Annotated in this window: 26 protein-coding genes and 1 tRNA gene; 11 read left to right on the forward strand and 16 right to left on the reverse strand. The window is 63.5% G+C overall.

Annotation, left to right across the window (positions count from 1 at the left end; translation table 11 throughout):
• Positions 1–38 precede the first annotated feature (38 nt).
• The 5 genes from metK to QEG70_RS05530 form a co-directional block, all read right to left on the reverse strand.
• Positions 39–1,226 carry a methionine adenosyltransferase gene (gene metK / locus QEG70_RS05510; protein ID WP_130730815.1) on the reverse strand — a complete coding sequence of 396 codons (1,188 nt, stop codon included), beginning with the start codon at positions 1,224–1,226 and terminating at the stop codon, positions 39–41.
• Between the two features lie 265 nt (positions 1,227–1,491).
• On the reverse strand, positions 1,492–2,280 hold the full coding sequence (gene dapB / locus QEG70_RS05515; protein WP_308719739.1) for a 4-hydroxy-tetrahydrodipicolinate reductase: 789 nt from the start codon (positions 2,278–2,280) through the stop codon (positions 1,492–1,494).
• Between the two features lie 183 nt (positions 2,281–2,463).
• Positions 2,464–3,591: a molecular chaperone DnaJ gene (dnaJ, locus tag QEG70_RS05520; protein WP_308719740.1), complete on the reverse strand. Its 1,128-nt coding sequence runs from the start codon at positions 3,589–3,591 to the stop codon at positions 2,464–2,466.
• Between the two features lie 189 nt (positions 3,592–3,780).
• Entirely contained in the window at positions 3,781–5,688 is a 1,908-nt protein-coding gene (gene dnaK, locus QEG70_RS05525; protein WP_308719741.1) for a molecular chaperone DnaK, read from the reverse strand.
• Between the two features lie 185 nt (positions 5,689–5,873).
• Complete coding sequence (locus tag QEG70_RS05530; protein WP_308719742.1) at positions 5,874–6,482, reverse strand: nucleotide exchange factor GrpE; 609 nt, start codon at positions 6,480–6,482, stop codon at positions 5,874–5,876.
• Positions 6,483–6,726: 244 nt separating this feature from the next.
• Between QEG70_RS05530 and QEG70_RS05535 the strand changes: the two genes are divergently transcribed.
• The gene (locus QEG70_RS05535) at positions 6,727–7,437 is read left to right on the forward strand and encodes a response regulator transcription factor (protein ID WP_061275238.1); all 711 of its coding nucleotides are present in this window, start codon (positions 6,727–6,729) and stop codon (positions 7,435–7,437) included.
• Between the two features lie 110 nt (positions 7,438–7,547).
• Positions 7,548–9,221: a stimulus-sensing domain-containing protein gene (locus QEG70_RS05540; protein ID WP_308719870.1), complete on the forward strand. Its 1,674-nt coding sequence runs from the start codon at positions 7,548–7,550 to the stop codon at positions 9,219–9,221.
• On the opposite strand, the gene pqqE is transcribed toward QEG70_RS05540, so the two are convergent.
• The 5 genes from pqqE to pqqA are packed head-to-tail and all read right to left on the reverse strand — an operon-like array spanning position 9,202 to position 12,380.
• Positions 9,202–10,308, reverse strand: a complete 1,107-nt coding sequence (pqqE, locus tag QEG70_RS05545; protein ID WP_308719743.1) for a pyrroloquinoline quinone biosynthesis protein PqqE — start codon at positions 10,306–10,308, stop codon at positions 9,202–9,204. The genes QEG70_RS05540 and pqqE overlap by 20 nt on opposite strands.
• Positions 10,305–10,586, reverse strand: coding sequence for a pyrroloquinoline quinone biosynthesis peptide chaperone PqqD (pqqD, locus tag QEG70_RS05550; protein ID WP_308719744.1), 282 nt, complete (start codon positions 10,584–10,586; stop codon positions 10,305–10,307). The genes pqqE and pqqD overlap by 4 nt, the downstream gene beginning before the upstream one ends.
• Positions 10,583–11,320, reverse strand: coding sequence for a pyrroloquinoline-quinone synthase PqqC (pqqC, locus tag QEG70_RS05555; protein ID WP_308719745.1), 738 nt, complete (start codon positions 11,318–11,320; stop codon positions 10,583–10,585). The genes pqqD and pqqC overlap by 4 nt, the downstream gene beginning before the upstream one ends.
• Positions 11,317–12,240, reverse strand: a complete 924-nt coding sequence (gene pqqB, locus QEG70_RS05560) for a pyrroloquinoline quinone biosynthesis protein PqqB (RefSeq protein ID WP_308719746.1) — start codon at positions 12,238–12,240, stop codon at positions 11,317–11,319. The genes pqqC and pqqB overlap by 4 nt, the downstream gene beginning before the upstream one ends.
• A gap of 59 nt (positions 12,241–12,299) precedes the next feature.
• Positions 12,300–12,380, reverse strand: a complete 81-nt coding sequence (gene pqqA / locus QEG70_RS05565) for a pyrroloquinoline quinone precursor peptide PqqA (protein WP_010508617.1) — start codon at positions 12,378–12,380, stop codon at positions 12,300–12,302.
• Between the two features lie 274 nt (positions 12,381–12,654).
• Here pqqA and QEG70_RS05570 point away from each other — a divergent pair, with 274 nt between their 5' ends.
• Complete coding sequence (locus tag QEG70_RS05570; protein WP_374762551.1) at positions 12,655–13,932, forward strand: AI-2E family transporter; 1,278 nt, start codon at positions 12,655–12,657, stop codon at positions 13,930–13,932.
• Between the two features lie 45 nt (positions 13,933–13,977).
• Here the strand turns inward: QEG70_RS05570 and QEG70_RS05575 are convergent, their stop codons facing one another.
• Complete coding sequence (locus QEG70_RS05575; protein WP_308719747.1) at positions 13,978–14,748, reverse strand: Crp/Fnr family transcriptional regulator; 771 nt, start codon at positions 14,746–14,748, stop codon at positions 13,978–13,980.
• A gap of 209 nt (positions 14,749–14,957) precedes the next feature.
• On the opposite strand from QEG70_RS05575, the gene QEG70_RS05580 reads away from it, so the two are divergent.
• The 7 genes from QEG70_RS05580 to QEG70_RS05610 all read left to right on the forward strand — a co-directional run bounded on the left by QEG70_RS05580 (position 14,958) and on the right by QEG70_RS05610 (position 21,993).
• Complete coding sequence (locus tag QEG70_RS05580) at positions 14,958–15,443, forward strand: hypothetical protein (RefSeq protein ID WP_308719748.1); 486 nt, start codon at positions 14,958–14,960, stop codon at positions 15,441–15,443.
• A 121-nt stretch (positions 15,444–15,564) separates the two neighbouring features.
• Positions 15,565–16,365, forward strand: a complete 801-nt coding sequence (locus QEG70_RS05585) for an OmpW/AlkL family protein (RefSeq protein ID WP_308719749.1) — start codon at positions 15,565–15,567, stop codon at positions 16,363–16,365.
• A 4-nt stretch (positions 16,366–16,369) separates the two neighbouring features.
• Positions 16,370–17,734: an oxygen-independent coproporphyrinogen III oxidase gene (hemN, locus tag QEG70_RS05590; RefSeq protein ID WP_308719750.1), complete on the forward strand. Its 1,365-nt coding sequence runs from the start codon at positions 16,370–16,372 to the stop codon at positions 17,732–17,734.
• Positions 17,735–17,800: 66 nt separating this feature from the next.
• Positions 17,801–18,442 carry a 2OG-Fe(II) oxygenase gene (locus QEG70_RS05595; protein WP_308719751.1) on the forward strand — a complete coding sequence of 214 codons (642 nt, stop codon included), beginning with the start codon at positions 17,801–17,803 and terminating at the stop codon, positions 18,440–18,442.
• Positions 18,443–18,590: 148 nt separating this feature from the next.
• Entirely contained in the window at positions 18,591–20,231 is a 1,641-nt protein-coding gene (locus QEG70_RS05600) for an electron transfer flavoprotein-ubiquinone oxidoreductase (protein ID WP_308719752.1), read from the forward strand.
• 71 nt (positions 20,232–20,302) lie between these two features.
• Positions 20,303–21,052: an electron transfer flavoprotein subunit beta/FixA family protein gene (locus tag QEG70_RS05605; protein WP_308719753.1), complete on the forward strand. Its 750-nt coding sequence runs from the start codon at positions 20,303–20,305 to the stop codon at positions 21,050–21,052.
• A gap of 2 nt (positions 21,053–21,054) precedes the next feature.
• Positions 21,055–21,993 carry an electron transfer flavoprotein subunit alpha/FixB family protein gene (locus QEG70_RS05610; protein ID WP_308719754.1) on the forward strand — a complete coding sequence of 313 codons (939 nt, stop codon included), beginning with the start codon at positions 21,055–21,057 and terminating at the stop codon, positions 21,991–21,993.
• Positions 21,994–22,067: 74 nt separating this feature from the next.
• On the opposite strand, the gene QEG70_RS05615 is transcribed toward QEG70_RS05610, so the two are convergent.
• Both QEG70_RS05615 and QEG70_RS05620 read right to left on the reverse strand, forming a co-directional pair.
• Entirely contained in the window at positions 22,068–22,271 is a 204-nt protein-coding gene (locus QEG70_RS05615) for a hypothetical protein (protein WP_308719755.1), read from the reverse strand.
• Between the two features lie 208 nt (positions 22,272–22,479).
• On the reverse strand, positions 22,480–23,115 hold the full coding sequence (locus tag QEG70_RS05620; RefSeq protein ID WP_308719756.1) for a hypothetical protein: 636 nt from the start codon (positions 23,113–23,115) through the stop codon (positions 22,480–22,482).
• 531 nt (positions 23,116–23,646) lie between these two features.
• Between QEG70_RS05620 and QEG70_RS05625 the strand changes: the two genes are divergently transcribed.
• Complete coding sequence (locus QEG70_RS05625; protein WP_308719757.1) at positions 23,647–25,083, forward strand: MATE family efflux transporter; 1,437 nt, start codon at positions 23,647–23,649, stop codon at positions 25,081–25,083.
• 26 nt (positions 25,084–25,109) lie between these two features.
• On the opposite strand, the gene QEG70_RS05630 is transcribed toward QEG70_RS05625, so the two are convergent.
• The 3 genes from QEG70_RS05630 to QEG70_RS05640 form a co-directional block, all read right to left on the reverse strand.
• Positions 25,110–25,739, reverse strand: a complete 630-nt coding sequence (locus QEG70_RS05630; RefSeq protein WP_308719758.1) for a dTDP-4-dehydrorhamnose 3,5-epimerase family protein — start codon at positions 25,737–25,739, stop codon at positions 25,110–25,112.
• Between the two features lie 315 nt (positions 25,740–26,054).
• Positions 26,055–26,130: transfer RNA gene (locus QEG70_RS05635), tRNA-Ala, on the reverse strand.
• A gap of 97 nt (positions 26,131–26,227) precedes the next feature.
• Positions 26,228–26,827 (reverse strand): Maf family protein, encoded by a 600-nt coding sequence (locus QEG70_RS05640; RefSeq protein ID WP_374762552.1) that lies wholly within the window; start codon positions 26,825–26,827, stop codon positions 26,228–26,230.
• Positions 26,828–26,922: the final 95 nt, after the last annotated feature.

The raw sequence follows: 26,922 nt of genomic DNA on the forward strand, positions 1-26,922 counted from the left end.
GCTGCCTTAAGGCTTTACCAGAAAACTTTTATCGTCTTTTAGCGGTTGAACGCGCCACGCAGGGCATCGACCAGATCGGTCTGCTCCCAGGTGAAGTCGTCCTTCGCCGCATCCGGCGTGCGGCCGAAATGGCCGTAGGCGGAGGTCTGGGTGTAGATGGGGCGGTTGAGGCGCAGGTGCTTGCGAATGCCGCGCGGGCTGAGGTCCATGACCTCGCGCAGGACGCGGCCAAGCTTCGCCTCATCAATGTCCTTGCCCGTGCCATCAAGGTCCACATAGACCGAAAGCGGGTGCGAGACGCCAATGGCGTAGGAGATCTGCAGCGTGCAGCGATCGGCAAGACCGGCAGCCACAACGTTCTTGGCCAGGTAGCGGCAGGCATAGGCAGCCGAACGGTCAACCTTCGTGGGGTCCTTGCCCGAGAATGCGCCGCCGCCATGCGGGGCCGCACCACCATAGGTGTCGACAATGATCTTGCGCCCGGTCAGGCCGCAATCGCCATCGGGGCCACCGATCACGAACACGCCGGTGGGGTTGACGTAGAATTCGTCTTCCGGCGGCATCCAGCCCTCGGGCAGCACATCGCGCACGATGCTGCCGAGTTCCTCGCGGATGGTGGCCTGGCTGGCGCCTTCCACATGCTGGGTCGAGATCACGACCGAGGTGGCGCCCACGGGCTTGCCATCGACATAGCGCAGCGTGACCTGGCTCTTGGCATCGGGCTGCAGGGCGGCAGCGCGCGGGTCGCCCGCCTTGCGCAGGTCGCGCACGCGGTGAAGGATGTCATGCGCGTAGAACAGCGGCGCGGGCATGAGGCTTTCGGTCTCGCGGGTGGCGAAGCCGAACATGATGCCCTGGTCGCCTGCGCCTTCGTCCTTCTCGCCCGCGCTGTCAACGCCCACGGCGATGTCGGCGGACTGGGCATGCAGGTAGTATTCCACCTCGGCATTGCGCCATGAGAAACCGGCCTGGTCGTAGCCGATGTCCTTCACCGCATCGCGCGCGCCCTGAATCAGCAGGTCAGGGGTTACGGAAGACGGACCACGCACTTCACCGGCAAGGATGATGCGGTTGGTGGTGACCATCGTTTCACACGCAACGCGGGATTCACCGTCTGCTGTCAGGAATGCATCGAGAACGGTATCACTGATCCGGTCAGCGACCTTGTCGGGATGCCCTTCGGATACTGATTCCGATGTAAACAGAAAATCGCCTTTATTGCGCATGATGGTCCTGTCTGCCTCGTATGGAGTAGAATAACGCCTGCGAAACCGGGCGTACGATCGCATGCGTTTGGCCGAAACCCGCCCAAGCGTCAAGCCATTTCCCTGAATAGCACCCTCCCGCACAGCCTGCGGCACGCGGATGGTCGAAGCACTGTCATGAAAAAGTTTTTGGTGAAGCTTTTTTCAAAAAGCTTCAAAAGACGCCGCCTTTTTGAAAAAAGGCGGCACCCAAACACTTTTATCTTTTATTATCAATAATCTGGAATCAATCGCGCGACAGGCCCAGCACGTCTTCCATGTCATAAAGCCCCGCCTCATGCCCGCGCAGCCAGTGCGCGGCCCGGACCGCGCCCGTGGCGTACACCCTGCGGTCAAACGAGCGATGGGTCAGGCTGATCTGTTCATGGCTGGAGGTGAAAATGACCGAATGCTCGCCCACGATCTGCCCGCCGCGCAGGGCCGCGAAGCCGATCGCGCCATCGGCACGCGGGCCGGTATGGCCATCGCGCCCGCTTTCAATATGGTCTTCCAGCTTTATGCCCCGCCCCTGCGCCACCGCGCGGCCGATGGCCAGCGCCGTGCCTGAAGGGGCATCCACTTTCTGGCGATGATGCATCTCCAGTATTTCGGCATCATATTCGCTGCCGGGCAGCACGGCGCCCATCTGGCGCGCAAGGCGGGTGACCAGCGTGACACCAGGCGAGAAATTGGCCGCCTGCACCACGGCAATGCGGGTCGCGGCCTGATCGACCGCCTGCTGGTCTGCCCCTGACAGGCCGGTCGTGCCCAGCACCCACGCCGTGCCTGCCTTTGCCAGGGCCTGGGCATGGCCCACCACAGTGCTGGCATGGGTGAAGTCGATCACCACATCACATTGCCGCGCCAGATCAGCAATATCGGCATGAACAGGGCAGTCGATCCCCTCAACAGGACGGCCATCGCGCGTCGTGCCACCGGCCAGCACGGCTCCTGCCGCTGGCACTTCCTGCGCCAGAAGGCGACCGACACGGCCATTGAGGCCCGTAATCCCGATCCGCAGGGGCTGCGCGTTCATGCTGTTTTCTCCACCAGTGCCCAGATATGCAAATGGCGGCGCGACCGGGGGATCGCGCCGCCTGAACTCTATCCATGGTGCAGGTTGGGGGGATTCACCATGAATAGTGGATCGACCCTACACCTGACCCATCAGCAATTTCAACCATCTGCACGCCATGGTCGCCATGGCGTGAGAACAGGCTTACAGCTTGCCTTCAAAAAAGTCCTTCACCTTGCTAAAGAAGCCGGTGCTTTCGGGGCTGCCCTTGGCGTGGCCTGCCGCATCGGTCTCGAATTCCTCAAGCAGTTCACGCTGGCGCTTGCTCAGGTGGCGCGGGGTCTCGACCACGACCTGAATATACATGTCGCCCCGCGCGGAAGAGCGCAGCACCGAAAAACCCTTGCCGCGCAGGCGGAAGTGCTCGCCCGTCTGGGTGCCTGCCGGAATCTTGACCTTGGCGCGCGAGCCATCGACCACCGGCACCTCGATCTCGGTGCCAAGGGCGGCCTGCCCCATGCGCACCGGCACGCGGCAATAGATATTGGCGCCATCACGCTGGAAGATGGCATGCGCCTCAACCGACACATGCACATACAGGTCGCCCGCGGGCACGCCCTTGCCGCCTGCCTCGCCCTCGCCGGTGATGCGGATGCGCGTGCCATCCTCGACGCCTGCGGGAATCGAGACCTCGATGGTCCGGTTCTTTTCCACCGTGCCCGCACCATGGCATTCCTTGCACGGGTTGCGGATCAGGCGGCCGGTACCGTGGCAGGTGGGGCAGGGGCGCTCGATGGCAAAAAAGCCCTGCTGCGCACGCACCTTGCCCGCGCCGTGGCACGAGGGGCAGGTTTCGGGCGGCTGATCCTTGTCGGCGGAGCCGGTACCGTCACAGCTTTTGCAGGTGACGCGGGTGGGAATGGTGATTTCCTTCTTCACCCCCGCAAAGGCCTCGGCAAAGGTGATGCTGACCTGCACCTGGATATCAGCACCCGAGCGGCGGCCACCGCGCCTGCCGCCCATCATGTCGCCAAACATCTGCTCGAAGATGTCGCCAAGGCCGCCGCCACCGAAGTCGAAGCCACCCGCGCCCGGGCCACCGCCCTCGAACGCAGCATGGCCAAAGCGGTCATAGGCGGCGCGCTTCTGGTCGTCCTTCAGCACGTCGTAGGCTTCGCTGATTTCCTTGAACTTGTTTTCCGCTTCCGCATCGCCCGGATTGCGGTCGGGATGGTATTTCATGGCCAGCTTGCGATACGCCCGCTTGATCTCGTCGCCATTGGCATCACGCGAAACTTCAAGGGCTGCGTAATAATCTATCTTGGTGGCCATGTCGGTCCTCTAGCAAACGCGGTCGCCCGACCTGTCGCGGCACGATCCTCGCGTTCCATCTGTAATTGTTGGGCAGCATATGAAAAGCGCCCGTCTTCAAAGAAGCACGGGCGCCACCTTGGTGGAAGGGGGCGCGGACCCTAAGGCCCGCACCCCGATTTCCGAAGCCTGTATGACGCCTTGCGCCAATCAGGACTTCTTGGAGTCGTCCACGTCCTCGAAGTCGGCGTCGACAACCTTTTCGTCCTTCGGTGCTGCCCCGCCAGCGGCGGCCCCTGCGGCACCCTCGGTCTGGCCTGCCTTGTGGATGGCCTCGCCAACCTTCATGGCAACCTGCGTCAGGTGGTCGGTCGCGGTCTTCAGCGCCTCGGCATCCGTGCCTTCAAGCGCCTTGCGCACGGCGGCGATCGCGGCTTCCGCCTCGGTCTTTTCAGCAGCCGGGATCTTGTCGCCCCCTTCAGCAAGGGACTTCTCGACCTGATGGGTCAGACCCTCGGCCTGGTTGCGGGCCTCGACCTGCTCCTTCTTGGCCTTGTCGGCCTCGGCATTGGCTTCGGCGTCCTTGACCATCTTGTCGATGTCAGCCTCGGACAGACCACCAGAAGCCTGGATCTTGATCTGCTGCTCCTTGCCGGTCGCCTTGTCCTTGGCCGAGACGGACACGATGCCGTTGGCGTCGATGTCGAACGTCACCTCGATCTGCGGCACGCCACGCGGTGCGGGGGCGATACCGGTCAGGTCGAAGTTGCCCAGCAGCTTGTTGTCAGCCGCCATCTCACGCTCGCCCTGATAGACCTTGATGGTCACGGCGTTCTGGTTGTCTTCCGCGGTCGAGAAGGTCTGGCTCTTCTTGGTCGGGATGGTCGTGTTGCGGTCGATCAGGCGGGTGAACACGCCACCCAGCGTCTCGATGCCCAGCGACAGCGGGGTCACGTCGAGCAGCAGCACGTCCTTCACGTCACCCTGCAGCACCGCACCCTGCACGGCGGCGCCGATGGCGACCACTTCGTCGGGGTTCACGTTGCGGGCGGGTTCCTTGCCGAAGAACTCCTTAACAGCCTCGATCACCTTGGGCATGCGGGTCATGCCGCCCACGAGGATGACTTCGTTGATCTCACCCGACGAGACGGACGCATCCTTCATCGCAGCACGGCAGGGCTCGAGCGTGCGCTGGATCAGGTCATCGACCAGGCTTTCCAGCTTCGCACGGGTCAGCTTGACCACGAGGTGCTTGGGGCCGGACGCATCAGCCGTGATGAACGGCAGGTTGATCTCGGTCTCCTTGGAGGAGGACAGCTCGATCTTCGCCTTTTCCGCCGCTTCCTTCAGGCGCTGCAGGGCCAGCTTGTCCTGACGCAGGTCGATGCCCTGCTCGCGCTTGAACTCGTCGGCCAGGAAACCGATGATGCGGGCATCGAAGTCTTCACCACCAAGGAAGGTGTCACCGTTGGTGGACTTCACCTCGATCACGCCATCGGAGATCTCGAGGATGGACACGTCGAACGTGCCGCCGCCAAGGTCATAGACCGCGATCGTGCCGCCGTCCTTCTTCTGCAGGCCATAGGCCAGGGCAGCAGCGGTCGGCTCGTTGATGATGCGCAGCACTTCAAGGCCCGCGATGCGGCCCGCATCCTTCGTGGCCTGGCGCTGGGCGTCGTTGAAGTAGGCCGGAACGGTGATGACGGCCTGCTTGACCGGCTCGCCGAGATAGGACTCGGCGGTTTCCTTCATCTTGCCCAGGATGAAGGCGGAGATCTGCGCGGGCGCGTATTTCTTGCCCTGGGCCTCAACCCATGCATCGCCATTGTCGCCCTTGACGATCTCGTAGGGGACAAGGCCCTTGTCCTTCGCCACGGTCGGATCGTCATAACGGCGGCCGATCAGGCGCTTGACGGCATACAGCGTGTTGGCGGGGTTGGTGACCGCCTGGCGCTTGGCGGCCTGGCCTACGAGCATTTCACCGTTGTCGGTAAAGGCGACCATCGACGGGGTGGTGCGTGCGCCTTCGCTGTTCTCGATAACCCGCGTCTCGTCGCCTTCACGCACGGCAACGCAGGAATTGGTCGTACCAAGGTCGATACCGATAACCTTGCTCATGTAATCTTCTCCTTTTCAGCGGCCTGTCCGGACCCGAAGCATCGGGACAGACCCTTCTTTTTCAGTATTCAGGCGCGTGGCGCGGACTGTCTTTTTTCACATCCATCCGCACGCCGTTATCATTACCCGATGTAGGCAGCCCATGCGTCGCTTTCAAGAGGATCCAGCCATGCACGGGCGGGATTTCACCCTGCCTGCGCCGGTCCCTTCGATACGACCACCATGGCCGGCTTGAGCAGCCGCCCGTGCAGGGTCCAGGCCGGGGTCCAGGCCTCCATCACGGTATCGGCGGGGTGTTCGTCGCTGTGCTGCTGGCTCATGGCCTGGTGCAGGTTGGCGTCAAAGGGCTTGCCCTTCGCGTCTTCCGCCTTGATGCCGTTGCGCTCGAGAATGCCCATGAACGAACGCTCGGTGCTCTCGATGCCTTCGCGCATGCTGGTCAGCAGACTGTCCTCGCCCTCGGTGGGCTTGGGCAGGCTGGCAAGCGCGCGCTTGAGGTTCTCGGCGGCCTCGACCACATCCTTGGCGAATTTCTGCACGGCGTACTGCCGGGCATCTTCCACTTCGCGCTTGGTGCGGGTGCGCAGGTTCTGCATATCGGCTTCCGCGCGCATCCACTTGTCGCGCATGGCAGCAACTTCGGCTTCAAGCTCGGCTATGCGCGGGTCGGATCCGGCCTCCGCCTCGGGCTGGGGCGCTGCCGCTTCAGGGGCGGGCGCGCCGTGCGCGTCGGAGGGCGTGCCGTCGCCATGGGGGGCGTCGGCAAAGGGGTTGGGGTCTGTGTTCTCGCTCATGCTCTTACAAGTAGGTAACGACTGACCGATGGACAAGGCATTGCGCTCCCGGCAGGCATACCGTTTTTGCGCAACATCCCTGCCGTGAACGGAGCAGCCGGAATGACGTTATCATTCCAGTGGATCCCGGCACCCGCATCCCCTCATGACATGCGGGCGGTTATGACGCTATGCTGCGCGTGCCTGCCAGGCAAGATGCTGGCGGTCATGCCCGGATCGGCGAAGGAGCAAAAAGAGAGCCCCCATGGAGCCAACGAAACAGACGATCGTGCTGGTTGACGATGACAGGAACATCCTGACCTCCGTGCAGATGACACTGGAGGCGGAAGGCTTCATTGTCCGCACCTATACCGATGGGGAGAGTGCGCTGCATGGTCTGTCATCGCGCCCGGCCGACCTGGCGGTGCTCGATATCAAGATGCCGCGCATGGACGGGATGGAACTGCTCCAGCGCCTGCGCGCGCGCTCGCAGCTGCCGGTGATTTTCCTGTCCTCCAAGGATGAGGAGGTGGACCAGCTCATGGGCCTGCGCCTGGGGGCGGATGACTACATCACCAAGCCGTTCTCGCAGCGCCTGCTGCTCGAGCGCATCCGCGCGCTGCTGCGCCGCAACGAGGTCAGCCGCAGCGAGGCGGCGGGCATCAGCCCCACCGGCACCATGGTGCGTGGCGGCCTGTCGCTTGATGAAACCCGCCACCAGTGCCTGTGGCACGGGCGCGACATCCAGCTTACGGTCACCGAGTTCCTGCTCGTCAAGGCGCTGGCCGCCCGCCCCGGCCTGGTCAAGTCGCGCGACCAGCTGATCGATGCGGCCTACGGCGAGAACATCTACGTGGATGACCGCACCATCGACAGCCACATCAAGCGCGTGCGCAAGAAGTTCCGGCAGGTGGATGACGAGTTCAACCAGATCGAGACGCTGTACGGCATCGGCTACCGCTACAAGGAAGAATGACCACGCCGGTGTCCCGTCTCCTTCTGTCAGCACTCCCGCTTGCGCGCCCGCTGCGCCGCCTGCTGCCCCGGCGGTGGAGCGGGGAGCGGCAGAACGCGGTTGCGGAATTCATGGAATACCGCACCCGGCTGGTCTCGCCGCTCATGCGGCGCATCCTGCTGGTCAATACGCTGCCGCTTGGCCTGCTGGCGCTGACGCTGCTCTACCTGACCCAGTTCCAGAACAGCCTGCTCGAGGCCGAGGTCTCGGCCCTGCGCGAGCAGGCGCGCATCTATGCCGGGGCGCTGGGGCAGAGTGCGGTCATCGTGTCGCGCCGCGACGTGACGCTGGCGCCTGACCTTGCCGGCCCGCTGCTGCTGCGCCTGACCGAGCCCAGCCCGAGTGCCCATGCCCGCCTGTTCGCCCCCGATGGGCAGGTCGTGGCCGACAGCCGCGTGGAACAGGCGGGCTTCGGCATCAAGGCCACGCCGTTGCCACCAGCCGAGGAAGACGAGCACGCCGGGCCGCCTCACGCCGGCACATCGATCAATATGGGCGAGCGGCTGTATAACTGGCTTCTGGCGCAGTTGCCCACGCTCTCGGGCGAGCGGATCATGACGCTGGACACGCCGGATTCAGACCCGTCGATCCAGCCCGTCACCCAGCCCGATGGCACGCGGGTGATGGAGATCCCGCCCTATATCCGCCGTAACGCCGACCACCAGCTCATGGTGACCGTGGCCGAGCCGGTCATGCATGCGGGGCAGACCACGGTGGGCATCATCCAGCTCACGCGTGAGGCGCGTGATGTGGACCGCTCGCTGTTTGCGGTGCGCTCGTCCATCCTGTCGCTGTTCCTCATGGCACTGGCGCTGACCATCCTGCTCTCGTGGTATCTGTCGCTCACCATTGCACGCCCGCTGCTGCGGCTGGCCGCCTCGGCCCATACCATGCGCGAATCCTCCGACCGCACCGACATGGTGCCCGAGCGCCTGCTGGCCCGGCGCGACGAGATTGGCGAGGTCGCCCGCGCGTTGCAGGACAGTGCGAGCGCGCTGTGGGCGCGCATGGACGCCATCGAGCGCTTTGCCGCCGATGTCAGCCACGAGATCAAGAACCCGCTCTCCTCCATCCGCTCGGCCATTGAAAGCCTGCTGCGCATCGACGACCCCGAGCGCCAGCGCCGCCTCATGTCGATCATCAATGACGACGTGCGCAGACTCGACCGGCTGATTACCGATATTTCCGATGCCAGCCGCGTGGATGCCGAACTCTCGCGCACCCGCGCCGAGCCGGTGGCCATCGTGCCGCTGCTGTCCGTGCTGGCCGAGATCCATCAGGCCACCCGCCAGCCGGGCCAGCCCTTCATGGCGGTGGCCAGCAGCGGCGACAGTCCGGAGCGCAGGCTGGTGGTGCTGGCGGTGGAGGACCGGCTGGTGCAGGTGCTGCGCAACCTGATCGGCAATGCCATCTCGTTCTCGCCGCCCGATGGCAAGATCCTGCTCAGCGCGGTGCCTGCGGGCGGCATGGTGGAGATTGCGGTCAGCGATGAAGGCCCGGGCATTCCGCAGGCCAAGCTCGACAACATTTTCGACCGCTTTTATTCCGAGCGGCCAAGCAGCGAGAATTTCGGCCAGCATTCCGGCCTGGGCCTGTCGATCAGCAAGCAGATCATCGAGGCCCTGCGCGGCACCATCAGCGCCGAAAACCGCGTCGATGCCGATGGCCACGTGCAGGGCGCCCGCTTCGTGATCTGCCTGCCTCGCGTGGACGTGAAGGGCGAGGTCAGCCGACCTCATCCGTAGCGCGCGCGTAACGCCGGTATCGGAATGGCGGCGGCTCGGCAGGCAGGGTGTCGAGCACGGCCTTGATCCGCTCATGGTCGGGTGCGCGCGAACACACCGGGTCGGTCGCCGCAGCATCACCCGCCAGCGCCAGGGCCTGGCAGCGGCAGCCACCCCAGTCCTTTTCACGCTGGTCGCAGCTCCGGCAGGGCTGGGGCATCCAGTCCGTGCCGCGGAACATGGTAAAAAGCGGGGCCTCGCGCCAGATATGGTCCAGCGTGTCATGCCTTACGTCGGGGAAGGCGACGTTGGGGATGGTCTCCGCCGCATGGCACGGCAGCACCCGGCCCGAGGGCGAGATGTTGATGAACCGCCGCCCCCAGCCGCCCATGCATGGCTTGGGCCGGTCGGCATAGTAATCGGGGGTGACGTAATCGATGGTCAGGCGGCCTTCGTATTTTTTCCGTGCCGCTTCCACCGCCTCGGTGGTCTGCTCAAGCTGGGCGGCGGTGGGCATGAGGGCCTCGCGGTTGGCCAGCCCCCAGCCATAATACTGCGTATGGGCAATCTCGACCCGGCGCGCGCCCATCTGCAGGGCTGCTTCAAGCATCTGCGGCACGCGCTCGGCATTTTCGCGGTAGATGACGAAGTTCAGCGTCAGCGGCATGCCATCGGCTGCAACCAGCCGTGCCGCCTCGATCTTGCGGGCCTGCGCGCCCTTCATGCCGCCTACATGCTCGGCATTTGCCGTGTCGATATCCTGAAACGAAAGCTGGACGTGATCGAGTCCCGCTTCCACCAGCGCCGGGAAGGTCTTTTCGTTAAGCAGCACGCCGGAGGTGATGAGGTTGGTGTAAAGCCCCAGCCCCACGGCATGGCGGATGAGTGCGGGCAGGTCGGGGCGGCTCATCGGCTCGCCGCCGGAAAAATGCACCTGCAGCACCCCCATCTCGGCGGCCTGGTCGAGCACGCTGATCCATTCGGCGGTGGAAAGCTCGTTTTTACGCGGCTCCAGCGCCAGCGGGTTGGAACAGTACGGGCACTGCAACGGGCAGCGATGCGTGAGTTCCGCCAGCAGGCTCATGGGCGAGAGAATGGTTTCGGTCATGCCACCAGCACCTGTCGGGTCATGAGGTCACTGACCATGACATGGACATCGCGCCCGATCACATCAACCGGGGCGGCAAAGCGGCTGGCCAGATCAGCAATGATCTGGCCCAGCGTGCGCGTGCCATCGACCAGCCTGAGCACCTCGGCTGCGATGGGGTCGGGAATGAAGGCCCGCTCCGGCGCCTGGATGATCCAGCGCTCGCGCACGCGGTCATGCTGCAACCGCACCCCGCGCGCGAAGCGGATAACGCTGTCGTCCGTGAGGTCTGCGCTCATGCCGGGTCCGGGCGGAACGCACCGGGCGGAATGCGGCCGGGATTGACGTAGGCATATTCCAGCTCATCAAGCATGGCCCACAGCACGCCGCACTTGAACTTGAGCGCGCCAAGCACCGCCTGCTGCTGCGCGGGCGTGCGGGCATGTTCCTTCACATAACCCAGCGCAAAATCGGAATCACGCGGGGCCTGTGTGAGGCGCGGCTGGAAGTAGGCCAGTGTTTCGGGCGTGATGAAGTCGTAATGGCGCAGCATGCCCGCCACGCGCTCGCTGATGATGGTGGGCGAGAACAGTTCCGTCAGCGACGAGGCAATGGCCTCGAGAATGGACCGGTCCCGCACGAAGGCCACATACGCATCCACCGCAAAGCGGGTGGCGGGCAGCAGCCCTTCAAGCGACTCCACATAGGCGCGGTCCAGCCCCAGCCCGTCGGTCAGCTTGAGCCAGCGCGCGACACCACCGGTGCCCGGTGCATCGCCATCATGGTCCACCAGCCGCCGGCGCCATTCGCGCCGCAGTTCCGCCGTGGGCAGGCGGGCGAGCAGGGTTGCGTCCTTGGCGGGAATGCTGGCCTGATAATAATAGCGGTTCAGCGCCCAGGCCTGCACCTGCGCGCGGTTGAGCCTGCCATCATGCAGTGCGCGGTGGAAAGGGTGCAGGTTGTGGTAGCGTTCCGCCCCGATGGCGCGGAGTGCGGCTTCAAGTTCATCAGGAGAAAGCAGGGGTGCGCTCATGCCGTAATCCTCATCCCGTCATGGGAGATTTCCCACCCTGCGGCCTCGACGGCGGCGCGCTCGGGCGTATCCGCCAGCAGCACAGGGTTGGAATTGTTGATGTGTATGAAAATCCTGCGCTTGATGCCCAGGTCACGCAGGGCGGCGATGGTGCCGTCCATGCCATCCATGGACATGTGGCCCATGCGGCGGCCGGTCTTCTCGCCAAGGCCCGCGCGCACCATCTCGTCATCCACCCACAGCGTGCCGTCAAAGAACACGGCATCCGCCCCGCGCAGGCGCACACGCAGGTTGTCGGTCATGCGCGCGCAGCCGGGCACGAAGCACACGCGGTGATTGCCATCGGAAATCTCGAGGCCGATCGTCTCGCCATTTTCGCATATGGCGGCGGGGTCAGGCCCGGATTCGGCATAAAGCGGCACCTTGCCGGGCACGGCGAAGGGCACGATGGTCAGGCCCGCGGGCTTGCCGTCGGTCAGCTTCAGCGCCAAGGGCTGATCGAGTCCCATCGGTTCACGGGTCACGACCGCGCGGTTCAGGGCTTCAAAAATGGGGTTGGCATCCAGCATGGACAGCACTTCGGGCGTGGCCAGAAGGGTAAAGGGCTGTCGCTCGCGCAGGGTGAGCAGGCCGGTGATGGTATCCACCTCGCCGCCTGTCAGGATCACGCCGGCGATGGGCGTGGAGCGCAGGCCCTCGCTGGGATGCAGCGCCGGGGTCTGGTTGATCTGGGTGCGCAGGTCAGGCGATGCGTTGACCACGAACCAGTTCTTTCCATCTCCGCTGATGGCGATGGAAGCCTGTGTGCGGGGCAGGGCTGCCGGATCGCCGGCCCTGGCCCGCCTGCAACCGGGAGCGTTGGAGTTCCATTGGGGAAATCCACCACCCGCCGCCGCGCCGAGAACGATAATGTCGATCATGGACGCAGAGTGTAAAAGAAAATCGCCGCCTGTGCGAGACAGGCGGCGATGTTTCCATCTTACTTCTTTTCGCCGCAGACGTAGCTGTTGATCTCGGCGCCCAGGGGGACTTCAACGATCTTGGGGGTATTCCAGGCCATGGGACTCTCCATTGATTTGTATGCGAAAGGCAGAAACCTTCGTCTATCGGTTATTTGAGCCCGGTCTCCCGCCACTTTCAAGTCGTGTGTGGGGGCATATGGGGCCTGAAAATTCACGTTAGCGTGTACCATGCCGCCCCCCTGCAATGGTTGCGTAGCGGGAATGTGCCAAAATCCTTGGTCCTGCCTGTCCGATACGGCCATAAGAAGCAGGTACGCGGACACCAGCCCCCGGCCATACGGGCCAAGCCAGCACAAGCCAGGACCTGAACCGATGCCGCCCGAGACACCGCCCCCGCCGCCACCATCCTACGAGCAGGTCCAGCAGCAGCGCGCCATCGAGGTCATGCGCCACAGCCGCATCGACACCCGCACGGCCTGCCTGCTGCTGCTTAGCGTGCTGGCGGTGTTCTATACGCTGTATTTCGCCTCGGCCATCATCCTGCCCATGATCCTGGCGCTGGTGGTCAACCTTCTGCTGTCCTCGCCGCTACGCTTCCTGCACACGCGGCTGCACCTGCCCAAGCCGCTGGCGGCCCTGTGCCTGATCCTGTGCGTGTTTGGCGTGGTGGGGGCGGTGGGCACCGCCATTTCCGTGCCCGCCACGGGGTGGCTCGAGCGCGCGCCCGAGGCGATCAGCACGGTGCAGGACCGCCTCGCCTTCCTGCGCGGGCCGTTCCAACTCCTGACCGGCGCGTCCGACCGGATCCATAATTTCCTCTCCATCGCAGGCGGTCATGCCACCGCGACCGCCACCGACCAGACGACAGCCGACGGGCACGTCATTATCGTGTCCACGCCCGCAGGCGGTGGCGGGGTGGCGGGACTGGACCGCTTTTCCTCCTCCATCCTGCTGGGCACGCAGGCTTTCATGGGCCAGTTCTTTACCATGATCCTGATGCTGTTCTTCCTGCTGGCACAGGGCGACAGCCTGCTCAGGCGCTTTGTCGAGATCATGCCCACCTTTGCCGACAAGCGCCGCACGGTGCAGATCGCCTATCAGATCGAGCGCAATGTGTCGGAATACCTGGCCACCATTACCATCATCAACAGCCTCGTGGGCGTGGTGAACATGGTGCAGTGCTGGCTGCTGGGCATGCCCAACCCGCTGCTGTGGGGGGTCATGGCATTCCTGCTCAACTACATTCCCATTATCGGGCCGATGATGGGCATCATCATCTATTTTCTGGTGGGGCTGTTCGTCTATCCATCGGTGTGGCAGGCGCTGCTGCCCCCGGCCATCTACCTGTGCATTCACCTGACGGAAGGCGAGACCATAACCCCCATGGTGCTGGCGCGGCGCTTTACGCTCAACCCGGTGCTGGTCATGGCGTCACTCATGTTCTGGGACTGGCTGTGGGGCATTTTCGGGGCGTTCCTGTCGGTGCCCCTGCTGGCAGTATTCAAGATCATCTGCGACCATGTGGAGATTCTCACCCCGCTGGGCCACATCGTCGGCGGCCCGGCCCATCCCGCGCCACAAAAGCCGCTCTTTACCGAAATGCCCCCCAGCGCCACGCCGGATGAAGACCCCGACCGGCTGGAAGACTAGGGCATCTTCACCAGTTCGACTGTGTCCATTCAGACCGGACCAGCCCTAGCTGTTGCCTGCGGCCAGAACCTCAAGCTTGGCTGTTGAAACGATGGTAATGGCATAGCCCTTGCCCACCTCGATCATGCCCTGGGCGCGCATCCAGCTCAGCGTGCGGCTGACAGTCTCGATGGTCAGGCCCAGATAGTCGGCAATGTCGCCACGGGTCATGGGGAGGTGCAGCCGGCCACCCGATGGCGGCGGCTGGCCGGGCAGGAGGCCGGCCTGCATCTGGTCAAGCAGGAAGCTCGCCACGCGCTCGCGCGCGGTCTTGCGGCCGAGCAGGAGCATCTGGTTCTGGGCGGCGACAAGTTCGTTGGAGGCTTCTTCAAGCAGGCGGCGCTCGAGCTTGGGGAAATCATCGAGCAGTTCGCTCATCTTCTCACGCGAGAAGCGGCAGACGCGCACCGTATCGATCGCCTCGGCGCCAAAGGCATAATTGTCGGACACGGCAAGGCCGAGAAAATGCCCTGGCGCCGCGAAACCGGTGATCTGGCGCCGTCCGTCGGGCAGGGCCTTGAACAGCTTCACCGTGCCTGATGTCACGTTGAAGAAGTCGGTCGCGGGCGCGCCTTCCTCGATAAAGCCGCGACCGGGGGAAACGATGGTTTCCACCGCGACTTCGGCCAGGCGGGAGATATCGGAAGGTTCGATCACGCTGCAGACGCTGGTGGGGCGAACGCTGCAATTGGTGCAGAAATCCGCCTGCACGCCACCCGACCCGATCACGATACGCCGTGGCCTCGATTCAAACTGACACGAAGGCATATCCGACATGATAATTTCCAATTCACTTTCAGGCGCCCGCGTTCCGGCGCCGAAGTAACCGGACATGCCCTGGCTCCCTAGAAATACAATAAATGCATTCGCCAAGAGCGCCGACTATGGCGGATGGGTTGATGTAAATCAATGCGGCCAACCCAGAAATATAAGGTAAACATGACGGATCATAACAAAAAATTCTTAACCCGAGGAAAATCCGACGCGTGCAGGCCGTCCCCCCGCCCATGGTCAGACGACTGGACCCCGCCGATGTGCCGCTCCTCTATCCGCTTGTGCGCCTGTCCTTTCCACACCTGACGCTGCGCGAATGGGTGCGGATCGGCCGCAGGCTGGCACGCCCCGGCGCGCGGGCGCGGCAGGGCATTCTTGTCGCCCATTATGGCAATGACAGGCCGCCATGCGGCATGGCCACCTTCCGGCGCGGCTTCGACCTGTGCTCGGGCGATACCCTGACATCAGACTACATCATCACCCTGTCCTATACCCGTGCGCAGACCATTATCGACGCGCTGCTCCCCGCCATGGAGACACTGGCACGCGAGTGGGGATGCGACGCCATACGCACCATCACCCATAGTAAACCCGTTGCAAAACCATACAGCCCGGTTCTGAAACTGTGTTCATCCGGCAACATTACCGAAAGAACAGTCAGGCTGGACCATAACACGCAAATAGTTCCGCGCAGTTGATTGATTCATATCAAGGCCGAGTGCTAGGTGGCCGTGATTTCTGCACACATCAAATGAACTTGAATATTCTTAATCCTCTCGCCTGCCTGCCAGCCGGGAAAGAAACTGGGGTCTGCTTACCATGAAGAACATCCGCAAACTCGCCCTGTCGGCAGTGCTCGGCGCCTCGGCGCTGGCCCCCGTGGCAGGCCATGCACAGACGGCGGCGCCCTCCACCTACGTCAATGCCCCGCTGGCAGCACCTGTGGCACCCGCACAGCCGAAGGGCCACTGTGGCATCTTCGAGACCTGTGCGTCGACCAAGATCGGCCTGGGCCGCGGCGACTTCATGGTCCGCCTGTCCGCCGTGGGCGTGCTGCCTGAAGATCGCGACAGCAAGGTGTGGGCGAACGGCGCGGCACTGACTGGTACCCGCGTCAAGACCACCAACCAGGTCATGCCGGAGCTGACGTTCGAATACTTCGTGACCGACAACATCTCGCTGGACCTGATCGCGACCAGCACCCGTCATGAAGTGCAGGCCAATGGCGGTGCCCTGTCCGCGCTGACCGGCGCCAGCAAGACCGATGTCGGCAGCGCCTGGGTTCTGCCCCCCACGGTCACGGTGGCCTGGCATTTCCGCCCGCACAAGCGCCTGAACCCATATGTGGGCGTTGGTGGCACCTTCATGTGGTTCCACAACATGAATGCCAGCGGCGCATTGGGTCTGAGCAAGCTGAACTCCGGCTTTACCGGTGGCCCGTCCATCAACGCCGGTGTGGATTACCAGCTGGTTGGCAACTGGTTCTTCAACTTCGACGTGAAGCAGATGTTCGTGCGCATGCACGCCTGGGCTGAAAACAGCGACGAAAGCCTGAAGGTCAAGGCCCACGACTCTCTGGACCCGACCGTCATTTCCGCCGGTATCGCCTACCGGTTCTAATGGCATGAACGCGGCGGACAGCACCCTGCTTTCGCGCTACGGGGGCAACCTGCCGCGTTATACCAGCTACCCCACCGCAGCCCAGTTCACGGATGCGGTGGGCCCGGACGACAGCCGCGAATGGCTGTCCTCCCTCCCGGCGGACCAGCCGGTTTCCCTTTACCTGCATGTTCCCTTCTGTGACACGCTATGCCGGTTCTGCGGGTGCAATACCGCCGTGCTGCGCAATGCGGATGCAAGGAACGCCTACGCCGCCCTGCTGCACGAGGAACTGCGCCGCATCATTGCCCTGATCGGCCCCGGTCGCCGTATCACGCACCTGCAATGGGGTGGCGGCACGCCCACCACGCTCCCCGCCAGTGCAATGCGCCGCGTGATGGACGCCATCCGCCGCGACTTTGACATCGCCCCCGATGCCGAGATCAGCATCGAGGTCGATCCGCGCCATCTCCCCCCCGAATACCCGGCACTGCTGCATGAACTCGGCTTCAACCGCGCCAGCATGGGCGTGCAGGATCTTGATGCCAGCGTGCAGCAGGCCTGTGGCCGCATCCAGAGCTGGGAGCAGACGCGTGACTGCCTCGATGCGCTGCGTGGGGCGGGTCTCGCTTCCATCAACATCGACCTGATCTACGGCCTGCCCCGGCAGGATACCGAGGGCGTGGCCCGCACGGCGCAGGCCGTGGCCAGCCTGAAACCTGACCGGCTGGCCGTGTTCGGCTACGCCCATGTGCCGTGGAAGCAGAAGCGCCAGGCCCTCATGCCCGTGGGCGAGTTGCCGGGCGCACAGGAGCGCATCAGCCAGCGCGCGGCGATGGACAGCGTGCTGCGCGCGGCCGGTTTCCTGCCTGTGGGGCTTGACCATTACGTCAGCCCCGATGACAGCATGGCCCATGCCCTGAAAGCGGGCAGGCTGCACCGCAATTTTCAGGGCTACACCACCGACAGCGCGCCGGTGCTGATCGGCATTGGGGCCTCGGCCATTTCCTCGCTGCCCGGCGGCATGACGCAGAACGCCGTCTCGGCTGCCGCCTATGCCCGCCTCATGGCCCGCCCCGACACCCTGCCCGTGGCACGCGGCGTGCGCCTGCAGCATGATGACCGTGCCCGCGCCGACATCATCGAGCAGCTCATGTGCGCCATGCAGGTCGATATCGACGCGCTGAGCGCCCGCCACGGCCTGCCTGCCAGTCATTTCGAGCCCGAATACAGCCGCCTTGCCCCCATGGTGGCGGATGGACTGGTCACCCTCACGGGCCATGAAGTGCGCATGACCGAAAAGGGGCGGCCGTTCGTGCGGCATGTCGCCGCACTCTTTGACCGCTACCTCACGGCCCACAGCCGCACCCGCCACGCCAGCGCCCTCTAGCGCCGCCCTTTACCGCTGGGGCGGCAACCCGTGGCCCACACCCCCACAGCCAGCAGCAGACCCTTCATGCAAATCAACTGCGTCACCGCCGCCCTTGCCGCAAGCCCCGTCGTGCCGTGGCCCTATCCGCACTGGCAACTGCATGACGTGCTGCCCGCCGCCATTGCCGCCTCCCTTGTGCAATGGGTGCCCGGCGCGCAGTTCATTGGTGGCGACAGCGGCGGCCAGCGCGCGGGCCGCAACGGGCAGCGGCTGTTCGTCACCCCCGCCCAACGCGCGGCCCATCCCGCACTCGACCAACTCGCCTGCCTGTTCGATGATGCCGCCACGCGCGCGGGCTTTACCCGCCAGTGCAATGCCCGGCTCGACGATGCCGCCCTGCGCCTTGAACTGTGCCTCGACACCGATGGCTTCTGGCTCGAGCCGCATACCGATATCGGCGCCAAGCGGCTGACGCTGCTGATCTCGCTCTCGATGGGTGCCGAGGCAATGGACTGGGGCACCGATATCATGACAGCGGAGGGCACGCCGGTGGCACGCGCCTCGGGGCTGTTCAATTCGGGGCTGCTGTTCATTCCGTCCGCGCAGTCATGGCATGGCTTCGTGCGCAGGCCATTGCACGGCGTGCGGCGCACGCTGATTGTCAATTACGTCAGCCCCGAATGGCGGGCGACGGAGGAACTGGCCCGAAGGCCCTGCGCCGTCTGAATACAGCCCCGCCATGCGGCTGGACGGAACAGAATACGCCCGCAAGGCTTTATTCGCGCACCAATCGGTTCTAGGAAACACTCCTATATAAATGTAACCCCTTTCATCCCATGTCATCCCGGTCATGACGCAAGAGGACAACAGAGGTATGAGCGAGACCCCGCGCGAGACTATGGAATTCGATGTCGTCATCGTAGGTGGCGGCCCGTCTGGCCTGGCCGCAGCCATCCGGCTGCGCCAGGTTGCCCCCGATGCCACCGTGTGCCTGATTGAAAAAGGCAGCGAGATTGGCGCCCATATCCTGTCTGGCGCAGTGATCGAGCCGCGCGCGCTGGCAGAACTCTTGCCGCACTGGCACGAAGAAGGCGCCCCGCTGAACACCCCCGTGACAGAAGAGCAGATGCTCTACCTGACCGAGAACGGCGGCATCGAGATCCCGTTCCTCGACCGCGTGATGCCGCACATGCGCAACCACGGCAACTACATCGTGAGCCTTGGCGACCTGTGCCGCTGGCTGGCGGGCCGCGCGGAAGAGCTTGGCGTGGAAATCTATCCCGGCTTTGCAGGCGCGGAAGTGCTGGTTGATGACAGCGGGCGCGTGGCGGGCGTTGCCACGGGCGACATGGGCGTGGGCCGCGATGGGGAGCCGACCGGCAATTACGCGCCGGGCATGGAACTGCGCGCGAAATACACCCTGTTTGCAGAAGGCTGCCGTGGCTCGCTGACCAAGCAGGTCATGGCGATGTACAACCTGCGCCAAGGCGTTGACCCGCAGACCTACGGGCTGGGCATCAAGGAACTGTGGGAAATCCCGAAAGAGATGCACCGCCCCGGCCTGATCCAGCACAGCTTTGGCTGGCCGCTTGATGACCGGACCTATGGCGGCGCGTGGATGTACCATTTTGGCGACAACCTCGTCTCCTACGGCTTCGTGGTGGGGCTGGACTACCCCAACACATGGCTCTCGCCGTTTGACGAGATGCAGCGCGTAAAGCTGCACCCGTCCTTCCGCCCGTATTTCGAGGGCGCGCGACGCATCGCCTATGGCGCGCGCGCGCTGTCGGAAGGGGGGATCCAGTCCATTCCGCGCCTGACCTTCCCCGGTGGCGCGCTGATTGGCGATACGGCGGGCTTCCTCAACGTGCCCAAGATCAAGGGCACGCACACGGCCATGAAGTCGGGCATGCTGGCCGCCGAGGCCGTGGGCGAGGCGCTGGCCACCAGCCGCGTGGAACCCGGCTCCTATACCCGCCGAATCAAGGATTCCTGGCTGTGGGATGAACTGCGCACGGTGCGCAACATCCGCCCCGCCTTTGCCAAATTCGGCATGAAGGGCGGTGCGCTGTATGCGGGCATCGACGCCATGCTGCTGCGTGGCCGCGCGCCGTGGACGCTGCACACCCGCCACGCCGATAACGAAGTGCTGGAACCGGCCTCGGTCTCGCCGAAAATCAACTACCCCAAGCCCGATGGCAAGATCACCTTCGACCGCCTCTCCTCGGTGTTCCTGTCGGCCACCAACCATGAGGAAGACCAGCCCGTCCACCTCAAGGTGCGCAACATGTCGCTGTGGAAGACGGTGAACTGGAATGTGTTCCGCGCACCTGAAAGCCGCTACTGCCCGGCGGGCGTGTATGAAGTGGCTGATGAAGCCACCGACCCGCACCTGCAGATCAACGCGCAGAACTGCGTGCACTGCAAGACATGCGACATCAAGGACCCGACGCAGAACATCGACTGGGCCACGCCGGAGGGGGCAGGCGGCCCGAACTATCCGGGCGGGATGTAATTGCCCGGCGGGTACGGTATGTATCCGCCACACCGATTGCCCTTATCCGAAGACAGACAGGCAAATATGCAATGAAGGTTCTCGTACCCGTCAAGCGCGTGATTGATTACAACATCAAGCCACGTGTGAAAGCCGATGGCACCGGCGTTGAAACCGCTGGCGTCAAGATGTCCATGAATCCGTTTGACGAGATCGCGGTCGAGGAAGCCGTGCGCCTGAAGGAAAAAGGCGTGGTGAGCGAGATCATCGCCGTCTCCATCGGCGAGGCCAAGGCGCAGGACACGCTGCGCACCGCCATGGCCATGGGTGCCGACCGCTCCATCCTGGTCGAGACCGATGTCGTGACCGAGCCGCTGGCCGTAGCCAAGGTGCTCAAAGCCCTGGTGGAAAAGGAAAAGCCGGAACTCATCATCCTGGGCAAGCAGGCCATTGATGATGACATGAACGCCACCGGCCAGATGCTGGCAGGACTGCTGGACCGCCCGCAGGCCACCTTCGCCTCGAAGGTGGAAGTGGCTGATGGCGCGGTAACCGTCACCCGCGAGATTGATGGCGGGTCGCAGACCGTGAAGCTGGCGCTGCCCGCCATCATCACCGCCGACCTGCGTCTCAACGAGCCGCGCTACGCCTCGCTGCCCAACATCATGAAGGCGCGCAAGAAGCCGATGGAAAAGATCACGCCCGCCGATCTGGGCGTGGACATGACCCCGCGCCTGAGCGTGATCTCGGTGTCAGAACCGCCCGAGCGCAAGGCGGGCGTCAAGCTCGACTCGGCGGCCGAACTGGTTTCGCGCCTGCGTAACGAAGCAAAGGTGATCTGATCATGACCGTTCTCGTTTACCTCGATCATGAAGGCGGCGTGATCCGCCAGGCTTCGCGCTCCGCCATTACGGCTGCTGCCAAACTCGGCGATGTCGATGTGCTGGTCACCGGCCCCGATGCCGCTGCCGCGGCAAAATCGGCTGCCGCCATTCCCGGCGTGAAGAAGGTGTTTGCCGTAACCGACACCACCGGCAACAGCGAACTCGCCGAGCCGGTTGCCGCCCTGCTGGCACAGCTTGCGGGCGGTTACACGCACATCCTCGCGGCCTCTTCCGCCACGGCGAAGAACGTGCTGCCGCGTGCGGCGGCCCTGCTTGATGTGCAGCCGATCCCCGATATCGTCGCCATCAACGATGCCGAGACCTTCGTGCGCCCGATCTATGCGGGCAGCGCGCTGGCCACCGTGAAGTCGGCTGATGCGAAGAAGGTGATCACGGTGCGTGCCTCCGCCTTCGATCCGGCCCCGGCGGAAGGCGGCAGCGCCACCATCGAGGAGATCGCCCTGCCCGCAGGTCCGGGTGGCTCCACCTTTGTCGCCACCGAACTGTCGAAGTCCGAGCGACCGGAACTGGAATCCGCCCGCGTGGTGGTTTCGGGTGGCAACGGCATGCTCAATGAAGAGAACTTCAAGCTGCTCGAGCCGCTGGCCGACCGCCTGGGTGCTGCCATTGGCGCCTCACGCGCGGCGGTGGACAAGGGCTTTGTCTCGAACGAATACCAGGTGGGGCAGACCGGCAAGATCGTGGCGCCGGAACTGTATATCGCCATGGGCATTTCCGGGCAGATCCAGCATCTGGCCGGCATGAAGGACAGCAAGGTCATTGTTGCCATCAACAAGGACCCGGAGGCCCCGATCTTCCAGGTGGCGGATTACGGGATCGTGGGCGACCTGTTCACCATCCTGCCGCAGCTTGAGGCGGAACTCGACAAGGCAGGCTGACCCCTGCGGGCCAGTTGCAAGACATAAAGGGGTGCCGGGCGGTCTGTCCGGCACCCCTTTTTTGTCATGCGGGCCTATTCATTTTCCAGCACGGCATGGGCACGGGCGACCACCGTGTCATATTCCTGCTGGCTCAGCTCGCCACGGTGCAGCATCTCGCTTGCGCGGGCCAGCGCATCACGCGCATGGGTCACGTCGGGTATGGGGTAGCGTCGGCCCGGCAGAGCAAAGGCTGAATCGGGCAGGGCATCGCGTTCGGCCGCCGTCAGTCTGGACATCGGTATTCCTCCCTTAATGCAGGGGTTCCTGCCACGGGCGGGAACCGGCTCCAGCGTAATGGAGCCGCCCCATTCGCCACCAGCGGTAAAAGCGCTGGTCTCCCGCGCAATGATAAAAGTTTTCGGGCTCTGCTTTTTGTCAAAAAAAGCGGCGTTCTTCGAAGCTTTTTGAAAACAGCTTCACCAAAAACTTCTTTTGGCAGAAGGCTTACAGATCCTGCTCGACCTCATGGGCCACGTGATGCCGCCCGTCAGGCGCAATGCCACCGGGCAGGGGCAGCGCAGTCTCGACGGACTGCATCCGTGCCCACAGCATCGGCATGGCCACCACATAGTCACAACCCAGCATGACCACATTGCACACCATGGCGCAGGACACGGTCATGAGCAGCCTGTGCCTTGCGGATATGAGATAGGCGGTGGTCACACACAGGATTTCCAGCCATTCGATGCCAAACAGGAGGGCGCTGCCATACCCCCACTGCCAGTAGGCCCACGCCCCCTGCAGGCTGAGGGTCACGAGCAGGAACACCCCGGTCCTGTGCAGCGGCCGAAGCCGGGAGAGATGCGCGATCAGCCAGTAAGGCAGGCTCATGCACACGGTATCGTCCAGAATATTGTGTCCCAGTGCATAGATGATCTGCCTGCGCAGCACGGATGCCATAAACATTACAACCGCCAGCGGGCCTGACAGGTTTTGCAGGATCTGCTGTCCCTGCGGGCTGCGCAGGTTGTCGAATATGCTGCTGTCGGGTTCAGACAGCCACTCCACCACCCCGAGCAGAACGCCCATGATGCCAATGAGCAGGCAGGAATATCTGAGCGGCAGGGACATGCGGTTCATGAAGGGCGATACTCTGGCGGGTCGGATTGCGCGGCAGGCTGTTACCTTTGCCAGAAATAAACTGATCCGGTCCAATTTTTAACCCGACCTGCCCCCGTTGCTGGGCCTGGTGGGATTGCACGGGCAGGGCACAAAAAAAGACAGGGCCTCCCATAGGGCGACCCTGTCAGTAGAACGTTGATACCGGAGGGTAACACGTCCAGCCCGGCATCATGACCGGATTTTATTGGTTTTTATGGAAGCCAGCGGCTTCGTGTAAGCCCTTATGCCATCCGCCTATTTAAACGTCAACAATAAATATAAATAAAAATACGATTTTACTTTTTTTGCACTGCACAATCAACATGGTTATTTTGCACTGCACAATCAAATTTCATTATATACATAAATAGTAAGACAATTTTCTACCAGGCAGCTTAAACGGGCTGGGCAGGGGGTCTTGTGCCCGGTTTCAATGCCCCGCATCATGGGGCCTGACCATGGCCGCACCGTCCAGCGCCAGGCCCCCATTGCAGCTGACAGGACACCAAAATGGGCGGACAATCCGCAACCCGACCCAACAAAGCCGCATTCTGCACAGGCAGCATCGTCCGCCATGTGGTGGTCATGGCCGGTACGGGTGCCATTGGCCTGATGGCGGTGTTCCTTGTTGACCTGCTGAACCTTTTCTACATTTCATGGCTTGGCGATCCTGCCCTGACGGCGGCCATCGGCTTCTCCGGCGTGATCAGCTTCGTGCAGATCGCGGTCTCCATCGGGCTGTCGATTGGCATCGGAGCCATTACCGGCAGGCTGATCGGCGCGGGCAAGATGGAGCAGGCGCAACGCGTCGCATCCTCCTTCGGCATTGTCATGCTCGGCTTCTGCCTGCTCATCGGGGTGTTCACCGCATGGCTCGCACCGCTGCTGCTGAGCCTGCTCGGGGCACAGGGGGAGGCGGCGCGGCAGGCGGCCAGTTTCCTGCGCATCGTCTCGCCCGGCCTGCCGCTGATCGCAGCCGGCATGGGGTGCTCGGGGCTATTGCGCGCCATCGGGGCTGCGCGCATTTCCATGAACGTGACGCTGATCGGCGCCATGATCTCGGCCCTGGCCGACCCTTTGCTGATCGTGGGCCTGGGGCTGGGGCTGAAGGGGGCGGCGATCAGCACCATTCTCTCGCGCGGGGTCGTGGCGCTGATGGGCTTTCGCTGCGCGCGCCGCCACGGCCTGCTGGCCTGGCCCGTGCGTACCCATGTCGTGGCCGATACAAAGCTGGTGGGGCAGGTGGCCATGCCCGCCATCTTGACCAACCTGGCAACGCCGGTGGGCAGCGTGTTCGTAACGCACGCCATGGCGGGGTTCGGGCTGGCGGCAGTGGCGGGGCAGGCGACCATCGAGCGGATCGTGCCGGTGGCCTTTGCCTTTGTCTTTGCGCTGACGGGATCGGTGGGGCCGATCATGTCGCAAAATCTTGGCGCGGGTAAACTCGGGCGCGTGCGGGCGACACTCGTGGCCTCGCTGTGGCTGGTGGCAGGCTGCGTGGCGCTGACATGGGCCATCCTGTTCCTGAGCCAGAACCTGGTGGTGCGGGTATTTTCAGCGCAGGGCACGGCGGCGATGCTGATCCACCTGTTCTGTAACTGGACCATTGCCGGCTATGTATTCATCGGCATGCTGTTCGTGGCCAATTCCGCGTTCAACAATCTGGGCCATCCGCTGTATTCCACGCTGTTCAACTGGGGGCGGGCGACACTGGGCACCATTCCGTTCGTATGGATGGGCATGCGTTACGGGCCGGGCGGCGTGCAGGTGGGGCAGGTGCTGGGCAGCGTGCTGTTTGGCTCCTGCGCGGTGTTCACCGCTTTTTCCGTGGTGCGGCGCCTGCATCCGGGCGACCAGGCCACGCAGCAGGCCATGCCGGTCATTCCCCCGCCCCAGACCGGCGAAGCAGGCCTGATCGAACTCGACGAACTCGATCACTCGGCCTGATCAGCAGCCCGGAGCCGCCTTGCATGTCAGGCGTAATGGAACCAGTCGATCACGGCGGAAAATGGCGGGGCCGCCGCATCGTGCGCCGATACGATGGCCTGCCCATCGGCTACAGGCCATTCAATGCCCAGTGTTGCGTCGTTCCAGCGCAGGCTGCGCGCGCAGGTGGGGTCGGAGGGGGTGGTGCACTGGCAATACACCTCCGTATGGTCGGCCAACGCGCACCAACCATGCAGGAATCCCGGCGGTATCCAGAACTGGCTGCCGTTTTCGGCATTCAGGGTCACGCCCACCCATTGCCCGAACGTAGGCGAGCCGGTGCGCACATCCACCGCCACACCCCATATCGCCCCGCGCGTGCAGCGCACCAGCCTGCCCTGAGCCTGGGGCGCCACCTGGGCATGAAGTCCCTGCACCATGAACCTGTGCCGCAACAGGCTATGATGATCCTGCGCGAAAGGGCTGCCCCCTCCGATCCGGGCCAGCAGGGCGGCAGGGCAGGTTGCGCTGGAAAAGTCGCCCCCCTCCTGCCGATGGGGCGGGGTGAACAAAAACAGGCCTTCCAGCTTCAGGGCCTCGATCTGCAGAGCAAGCCCCGGCGTGCTGCCTGATGCGGAAAAACCCGGCCCGGCACGGGTCGGGGACTGCGTTCCCATTTTCAGCATGCCCGCATGGTCAGACAATTGGTTGAATGGTGCATCACGGCCCTGCTCGCTATCCGGTCTGATCATTTCATCACTTTGAAATGCAGTTTTAACGCCGCATCGGTTACGAACCGATTAAGAGCGCGTTTTGACATAACTCTTTGATATAAAATAATAAAAGTTTTATGAAGCTGCCTTTCTTTGAAAAAAGACGGCATTCCCTGAAACTTTTTCAGAATTTCAGAACGCATAAAGCCCTCATGCGGAACATGAAGGCACTGACACGGTCATCAATTAATAACGGGTGGGGGTACCAGATAAGGAATCTGGTGGAGCCAAGGGGAGTCGAACCCCTGACCTCCTGAATGCCATTCAGGCGCTCTCCCAACTGAGCTATGGCCCCACTGTTCCAACGGTGCGGGCCATTTTCATGGCCGCCGTGGTCCGGTGACGGGGGTATAACCGCAAGCGCAGACCGATGCAACCCCCCTTTAACCGATTCAGGGCAAGATAATGTCCTGCCCGCGCAGGGCGGCGAGCAGGGGCAGCAGCGGCAGGCCCATGATGGCCGACTGTTCCCCCTCGATGCGGGAGAAAAGCTGGATCCCGCGCCCTTCAAGCCGGTAGCACCCGACACAGGACAGAATCGCCTCGCCCTCGGCCGCCAGATACCATTCAAGAAAGGACTCGCTGAACGTGCGCATATGCAGCACGGGGCAGGCGACATGGTGCCAGACCTCATGGCCATCACGCAGCAGGCACACCGCCGTGTGCAGCACATGCGCCCGGCCACGCAGACGCAGCAGCTGCGCGCGGGCGGTATCGCGGTCATCGGGCTTGTCGAACCATTCCTCCCCGCATGACAGGATCTGGTCCGCGCCAATCACCACCGTGCCCGATGCAACCTCGACCGCGCGGGCCTTGGCGCGGGCCAGTTCAAGGGCTGCGGCACTGGCATCATGCCCGGCGGCATGCATGGCCGTGCGGATGGCGTGTTCATCCACATCCGCTGCCATGAACCGGGCGGAAAGCCCCGCCGATTCCACCAATGTGCGCCGCGCGTCCGAGCGGCTGGCGAGTACTATCGGTGGCGACTCCACCTGTAATGGGGCGGCCTTTAGTACTAAACTGGAGTCGTCTGGCATCGCGCTCTCCGTACTGCGGAAGTGAAACATTTAAATCGGGGCTCTGGAGT

It is taken from the genome of Komagataeibacter xylinus, from assembly GCF_031081985.1.
Taxonomy (GTDB): Bacteria; Pseudomonadota; Alphaproteobacteria; order Acetobacterales; family Acetobacteraceae; genus Komagataeibacter; species Komagataeibacter xylinus_E.